This window comes from Sporosarcina sp. CAU 1771, from assembly GCF_054482775.1.
Genome location: NZ_JBTLRN010000046.1, coordinates 1 through 7,463 on the forward strand (window position 1 = coordinate 1; position 7,463 = coordinate 7,463).

General features: G+C 30.3%; 8 protein-coding genes. 3 read left to right on the forward strand and 5 right to left on the reverse strand.

Features of this window, described 5'->3' with window-relative positions:
- Positions 1-142: 142 nt before the first annotated feature.
- The 5 genes from ACXYMX_RS16730 to ACXYMX_RS16750 form a co-directional block, all read right to left on the reverse strand.
- A complete protein-coding gene (locus ACXYMX_RS16730; RefSeq protein WP_459045383.1) occupies positions 143-1,081 on the reverse strand; it encodes a hypothetical protein in 939 nt (312 codons plus the stop codon).
- Between the two features lie 50 nt (positions 1,082-1,131).
- On the reverse strand, positions 1,132-1,299 hold the full coding sequence (locus tag ACXYMX_RS16735) for a hypothetical protein (protein WP_459045384.1): 168 nt from the start codon (positions 1,297-1,299) through the stop codon (positions 1,132-1,134).
- 130 nt (positions 1,300-1,429) lie between these two features.
- Entirely contained in the window at positions 1,430-1,783 is a 354-nt protein-coding gene (locus ACXYMX_RS16740; RefSeq protein WP_459045385.1) for a hypothetical protein, read from the reverse strand.
- Positions 1,784-1,914: 131 nt separating this feature from the next.
- Positions 1,915-2,682 (reverse strand): J domain-containing protein, encoded by a 768-nt coding sequence (locus ACXYMX_RS16745; protein ID WP_459045386.1) that lies wholly within the window; start codon positions 2,680-2,682, stop codon positions 1,915-1,917.
- 227 nt (positions 2,683-2,909) lie between these two features.
- Entirely contained in the window at positions 2,910-5,180 is a 2,271-nt protein-coding gene (locus tag ACXYMX_RS16750) for an AAA family ATPase (RefSeq protein WP_459045387.1), read from the reverse strand.
- Between the two features lie 595 nt (positions 5,181-5,775).
- Here ACXYMX_RS16750 and ACXYMX_RS16755 point away from each other — a divergent pair.
- From ACXYMX_RS16755 to ACXYMX_RS16765, 3 genes are all read left to right on the forward strand, one after another.
- On the forward strand, positions 5,776-5,943 hold the full coding sequence (locus ACXYMX_RS16755) for a hypothetical protein (protein ID WP_459045388.1): 168 nt from the start codon (positions 5,776-5,778) through the stop codon (positions 5,941-5,943).
- A 414-nt stretch (positions 5,944-6,357) separates the two neighbouring features.
- On the forward strand, positions 6,358-6,552 hold the full coding sequence (locus tag ACXYMX_RS16760; RefSeq protein WP_459045389.1) for a hypothetical protein: 195 nt from the start codon (positions 6,358-6,360) through the stop codon (positions 6,550-6,552).
- Positions 6,542-7,366, forward strand: a complete 825-nt coding sequence (locus tag ACXYMX_RS16765) for a recombinase family protein (protein WP_459045390.1) — start codon at positions 6,542-6,544, stop codon at positions 7,364-7,366. The genes ACXYMX_RS16760 and ACXYMX_RS16765 overlap by 11 nt, the downstream gene beginning before the upstream one ends.
- The last annotated feature ends 97 nt before the right edge of the window (positions 7,367-7,463 follow it).

Sequence of the window (7,463 nt, forward strand, 5' to 3'; positions counted from 1 at the left end):
GTGTCATGCTGATTTGCATGCTACTTTATTATACAAGAGGTTTTACTATATATAGTGGCTCTCTGTTCCGCACTTGGTGGCTCTATCTTCCGCAGTGACTGGCTCAAAACTCCGCACAAGTGGCTCAATTCATCTGCAATATTCACATTTTAAAATATTTAACTGATGCCAATAACATCATTGAATTTTTTTCATAATTATTTTCAACCGAAGGTTTCACACCAAAATGAATAGCATTTCTTGATTCTCGGACTAGATCTGTCCAGCTTTGGGCCTCTCTTAATTCAAAAGTCTTTACATCTGTTTCAGTGGATATAAAGTCTAGCCAATCCTTATGATGAATCGTATATAAATTTGTAACCAATTCAACCTTTTTAACGAAACTAATTTGTCCCTTCAAGCTATTTATGTGCTTCTCGTTTTTATCTTTAGAAATCCCTTGGGAAATAACATACTTATATAATGAAATACCTAGTTCAATCCAAGCACCTTCTACAGCTTTACCTAACATAGCAAGAGAAGGCCTATACAACCCCTGCTTAAAACAATCTATGGAGTCATTCAAAGCTTCTATGATCTCCGCATCCGCATTTTTTATGTCCAAGTGTTCTATAAACAAATCTGGTTCAAACAATGTGAAATTTGTCGATGTATTGTTTCTTGATTTTCTTACCCGATTAGGGATTGGGAACCCTAAATCGGCAAAATTCCAACCTGAGCTAGTCCCTCCTTGTCCAGGTATAACAGTAGTCCAGCCGATCCTTCCATCTGGAGCACTACTATTTGTGTCTAAGGAAATCAAAAGATTTGAGTGTATTAATTCCATTACACTTTCTAAAAAGGCAATTTTGTATGCTATGTATTTAGAAGTTTTTATTACTTGTTCATCTATATCGACGGATTGGTGGATAACTATTTCTTTTGGTTTTGGAAATCCCTGCGAAACCGTGAATTCCTCTAGTACATTCAACGTCTCTATTACTTCAGATTCATAATTCATTAGAAAAGACTTTGCAATAATAACTTTATGTCGATTGACATTTATACTTTTTCTAATTCTTTCTTCAACTTTTTTTTGCATATTCACACTCCAATGTAACTAGTTTTATAAAGATGATTTAGCTTGAAACTTTAACCAATTAATTTAGGTAACGATAAAAGAGTGAGTTGTTTGCCTTCAGTAATTTTCTCCTCAAGTGAGGGAGCAGTAACGTTCGTTTTTGCATTTACTGTTCCATAATACAAACCACAAATTAGTGTTCTAAATAAAATCAATAGAAGAGGTTTACTTTTATCCAATTTCATCACCTTAAATTGTATTTGGGGTTAATATATCCAGTCCAGTTACAACAATCCCCATTCGAGTAAAGGCCCATTTTATGAAAACAGGCACAATCCATATTGAAGAATCGCACCCGATAGCTTAACATTACTTATTTGTATCATAATTATTTAATATTTCATTACCTTGTTTTATGAACATATCCGCATTCACAAACGATTTAATAATAAAAACTAAATTATCTTTTGTAAGAACAGGATTAATCAATAAAGCCTTCTGTTCCAAAGCAAAGTTATTCCCGTTATAATCCAAAATCAGTGTTTTTAACCCCCTTAAATTGCTTTTAGATAGGTCAAACAAAACTACAGCTTCATAAATGGTTGTATTCACCATCTTTTTTTCGTTTAACAATCCTAATAATGTCAAAAGGGACCTATTGTGGAATTTAACCTTTTCTATTTCAGCACTTAATTCTCGATATTTTTTATCAGTATTCCGCAAAAAATATTCTCCTAACTTATGTCACAAAATGTCCCTTTCACTGAAAAAAGGGATATGGAATAGCACCCGATAAGTTTAATTAACAAATAATACTAACTCCTTTTTCCTATATGTTCTCTTTAAAGATTCAATTATTGAATCTTATCTCCAATAATATCAATATACGACCACGAAATATATTTAGGTTGGATACGTAAACTACCATCCTCAATAACTGGTAAATCCCTAATACCTGTCACAATATATATATCTTTTTCGACAGTCAATGGGGCAATATGTACACTCTTTTTAAATTGCCTTGTTTCAATAATGTCACCGCTATCATTCATCAAATTAATTTCAATTTCAATACTCTTAATAGTAAGGTTCGTTCCGTTATAAATCTCAAAATATGCATCTCCGTGATTGAAAATGCGTTCTGTTGTTTTTATCTTTGAATATTCTTCACTCGCTAAAGAAACAGAATTTATTTGAGCTCTAGGAATAGGATTAGAAGTGGCAGTAAAAAGATAAATCATCATTCCTACAAATAAAAGAGAGAATGTTATTCCAAACAAAATACACAATAGTACTAAAAATAAATTATCCGAACGAAAAAACTTTTTTTCTGTATTAACCTTTGGGTTTGAAAACTCATTTTGAGCTGTGGTACTTTCTTCTTTAATATTATTTGAGTTGCCTCGGGTGTTATTCTCACTCCATAATTTATCGTACTCATATCTATAATGTTCATCAGATAAGGTGTCATAAGCTTCTTTAATTAATATAAATTTTTTATCGCCCTGCTGAAACGTATCAGGGTGATACATCTTACTCAATTGTCTGAATGAAGCTTTAATAACTTCAAAACTAGCCGTAGGACTTACCTGCAAGACTTCATAATAATCAACGAACTTCATATGTTTTCCCCCAACTCAAGATTGTTTTATTCAGTTTTCAAAAGCCTACTTAAAGAATATTTATGTGTTACTAGCGGTAAGAAATAAACTAATAAACGGCTGTGAATATAATAAAAACAATGACAAAACTATATTAGTGGAATAACACATCGGATGTTGCTGTTTTTTAACATTACTATAGTAATACTGAGCAACACAGTAAGTAAAAGCAAAGTTATCTTGATACATTATTGCCTTGTAACCGCCACTTCTTTAAATGAAGCCCTAATTTCATCATTGCCTTCATTAAAATTATCTGTATCTTCATTCTCAATTGTAATAGGTTTTTCAGAAAAACTAGACATCATCATATTAAAGTGAGCAATATGCCCTTGAGAATCGAAGATTTTTCTGAATACTTCGAAGAATCTCTCCACTACATCCTCACTAGATTCAACAAATAGATCATCGCTAATAAAATGTGAACCATCATTTATCCAAGATATTAATGACCGACATCTAAGTTTATCTTCATATTCGAAACTATCTTCTAAACTATCAAGAGCTATATTACCAAGGAACTTAAAATAGTTCTCGAGTATTCTCCGCATAACATTTTGAATTGAGGCGAGGCTTTGCTTATCCCTACTTTTCAATTCCTTCCACAACAGCTCGTATGAAGTTTTTATTGGATTCTCATCATATTGAACTATAACTGATTGGTTATCTTTCTTTTTCACAATCCAAAAACCAGCTTCACCGTAATTCTTCTTCCCTTGTTTGAAAGTCACTTCCTTATGAAAATATATATTATGTGTTAATATGAAAAGCTGCTTTATATCCATTTTATTCTCTTTTATATCAAACATTATTTGTCTAACTAAGCTACTTACCATAAAAAGAACATTACTATCTAAACTAGATATTGGATCATCAATAACTACTACTTTTTCAGTAATAATATTTTCAATGCTAGCGCTACCTTTTAATAGTTGATAAAAATATAGAAAAGTAATAAATGTTTTTTCGCCTTCACTTAGTGTTTCCTTAGCATCATCACCGTTGTCTCTAATTATTTTATAATTACCCTTTTTTTCTGCTGTGGATAATTTGAAGTTAATAAATCCAAATGATTCAAGTGTTTTATTAATTTCACTAACTGAATACTCTATACTTGTAGTATGCTCTTGTAGACTAGTTACTTTTCGCCCAATATCTCTAATAATTATCTTCTTCTTTTCCCTATTATCATTAATACCAATTATTGCTTTCTCAACATTAATCTTTTTAATATTGAAACTTGTAAATGTTCTTTTATTTTTCTCTACAATATATCGCCACATATCTTTAATCAAATTTTCTTTTTCTGCCTTAAAGTTTTCAATTAAATCGTTATACTTTATGATTTCTTTATTTGCTTTCAATAGCTCTAAATTAACTTTATTTATTAATGTTGAAGTCTCAGAAAGTTCAATAGTACTACTTGGTTCCTTTTTCTTATTATCTATTAGCTGAATGTTTTCTTTGAATTTAGATTTAATTAATATTAGAAATTCTTCAACCTTTTTTTCATTTAAATATAAACCCTTAGAATTTTTTATAAGCAGTTCAATTTCACTTATTATTTCAATGGTTTGATTTTCATAATTTGTTGAAACGTTATTTAATAATTCTATATTCCCTAAGTATGTTTGATCAAAATAACTAATTAACTTATTCTCAAATTCTTCTGGAAGCTCTTGTTGGCAGAAGGGACATTGTTCTTCACTTTTTTTTATGTATGTAAAACCTTGTTTTACCCAGTCGCTAATATTCAGTTTCATAATCAAATCTGCTATATCTACATCTTCTTTACCTATAATTTTTTTTTGGAATATATAAATATCCTCTATAGCTTCAAACTTTAAGATACTATATACCTCTAACTTCTCAATTATTCTATCAAAAAACGACTCTTTTTTTAATTTAATATCTTCTATAGTTTTCAACTTTCTATTGATATTCTTTGTCTCTTCTATACATTTGTTCATAAAACTTTCTTTAGAATTCCGGTACCCCTCGATTAAATCCTTAAAATCCTCATCTACCTCTTTTTTTATTTCCCAACACAATTCTTTAAATTCATCAATTAAATCTTTTTGTTCTTTGATTTTATGAAGATAGACACCGTCTAACTTCCCTAAACTTTCAGTATTCCTATTAATTTCTTCTTTTAGAAGTTCAATCTTGGCTTGAAGATTAATTGATTCCTTACCTAAAGTGAAAATACCTTTTATTGTTTCATCCTGATGAAAATTTTCTATTACAAAGTTTCTATTATAAACATAAGTTGCGACTTTTCTACTTTTCCATTCTAATGAACAATATGGAAAACCACTTTCATTTCTTAGTAATTCAGAGATTGTTGTTTTTCCAGACCCATTATTTCCGTAAATAAAGTTTATTTTTTTCAGATTTTCCAATACTCCTCCTTCATCATTAAATGTAGCAGCTTTTTTAAGAATAATTTTATCTAACACTTTAATCCCTCCAAATTCAAAAGTTTTAAAAAAAGTATCTATAAATTTGAATAGTTTACTTTCTCTTAATCCATTTATAAAAACTAGATTAATTTACAAATTATTAATGAATATAATGATTATTATTTATCAGCTTTTGCTTTGGATAACTAATCCCTATATTTTTCAACTAGTAACATTATGCGTAATTTTAATGGGAATAATATACTCTATTTCTATTGTACTACATTACCTATCTACAATAATCTGTATACTCATAAGAGTCTGATTAAAAAGGTGGTTTTTCTTATTGACTAAAAGTAAATAAGAAAAAACGGAAAGTTAAAACCGCGTAAGACCAAGTTTCTTGAAACTTGGTCTTACGCGGTTTTTCTTTTTCACGGATATTTCCGCTGAGGGTTTATGAATTATATATTAACTAAGTGCCACTACTAAGATCCTTTTCACCAATTAATTAATAACAAAACCATAGTTTAATAAATAAATTTTAAATTAATTGAATCCCCCCTTGAATTTTAATACTACAAAAAAATATAATTCCTATACGCTAATAAAAAAAATAATTACACTATTAAGTTCAAAGGAGAGAAAACAAATGAATGTTATTCGTAGCTATTCATCATTAGAGAACGCGGTAAACGTAAAAAATATAATTCAGGATTTATTAATTATAGAACTAGAGGCATTGTTAAATAGAACTGGGACTCAAGTATATAATGGCGACTCACCAAAAATTAGTCAAAATGGAAGTGAGTGTGCTTGAAATCTATAAATAATACAAGTAATTCAAATAATGGAAGTCCTATTAAAGAATCTATTGATACACAGAATTCTAGCTGCGTTAGTAAATCTATTGATGAGAATAAAGATTTTATGAAAAAGTTGAAAATACTAAAAATAGAAGGACATCTGTCGCCATTTATTTACAATGGCTTTCTAAAATATCAGGAATGGAGACAGGACTATGAATCTAAAGGAGCATAAATCTTTTCCAGGAGTAAAAAAAGGAGTAATCCAAGTTTTTTTCAGTAATTCTAATAGTGACGAAACTTTTCAACTACGTCTTGAATTGGATTTAGATGAAGGTAATCCCCACTCAAAAAACACACCTAGGCTATAAAATTTCATTGTATAAAACACATCACTATTCGTCAATGCTATTTGCGGAGGTGTGTTTATGAGAAGAAAGATTAATTTAAGCATAGGATCAGAAGTTAACCCTGTAACTGATGTATGGATACAATATTTAATTCAACGTATTATCGTAGAACAATTGGAAGTTCCATATCGCTTACAAGCGAAATTACTTCATCAAAACTATTTAATGAAAAGGAAATTTAGAGAAATCGGAGTGAATCCTGATGAAATGTAAGTACAAAGTGTTTTTCAGGCGTGTAAGTTCAGTGGGCCAAGACTTAGCAATGCAAGTCTCTGCCGATGCGATCTATCGTCAAAAATACCTTTCAAGCGAAATTAGAATCATCGATGAACACGGCATTTCTGCAAATAAATTAAAGATAAAAGACCGACCGAAAATACAAAGTTTAATTAGTTTGATTCAAAAAAATCAGGTCGATATTATATTCGCCTTCGATCGTTCACGCTTATTTAGGGATTTTTATGAATCTAATTATTTTTTTTCCATTTGCAAAAAGAATGATGTTACTATTTTCTTTACATCAGCTGGGAATGGACATCAACAAGCAACTGATAATTATCTCTTGGAAGGAGTACTAAATATCGTCGGGGATGTTGAGGGGAAAAATATTGCCCGAAGAACTGAAGAAGCAAGAAGAAGATATCCACCTAGGAAGTTAGGTTATGTAAAACACAAAGAAACCAAATATTTTCTAAAAGATCCTGCCAAAGAACTTATATTAATCCAATACTTTTCCGATTTAACCGGAGTTAAGGATCATATCCATTTGGAAGAATTACTACAGGAATATAAAAAGGAACATAAAATTAATCCAATTCAACTTCTAAAAATCGCAAAAGATCCATTTTATGCGGGATATGATTTGAGCGCCGGTCAGAACAAACTTAGTCACGTTTCACCCTATTTAGAATTAAATCAGTTCAAAGAATTACAAGGTAAAACCCCAATTTTCACAACTTATCTAGAAAAGGTTAATAACTTGAGTCAATTTCATAATTCCAAGCCCTTACATACCAAGGGTTTCTAGGCATAAAAAATAGAGCACCTCCCCAAATCCTGTATAATGTAAGTTACCACACAAACATAAAGACAGGAGAGAGTGCCCTTATGTCCATTATACGACA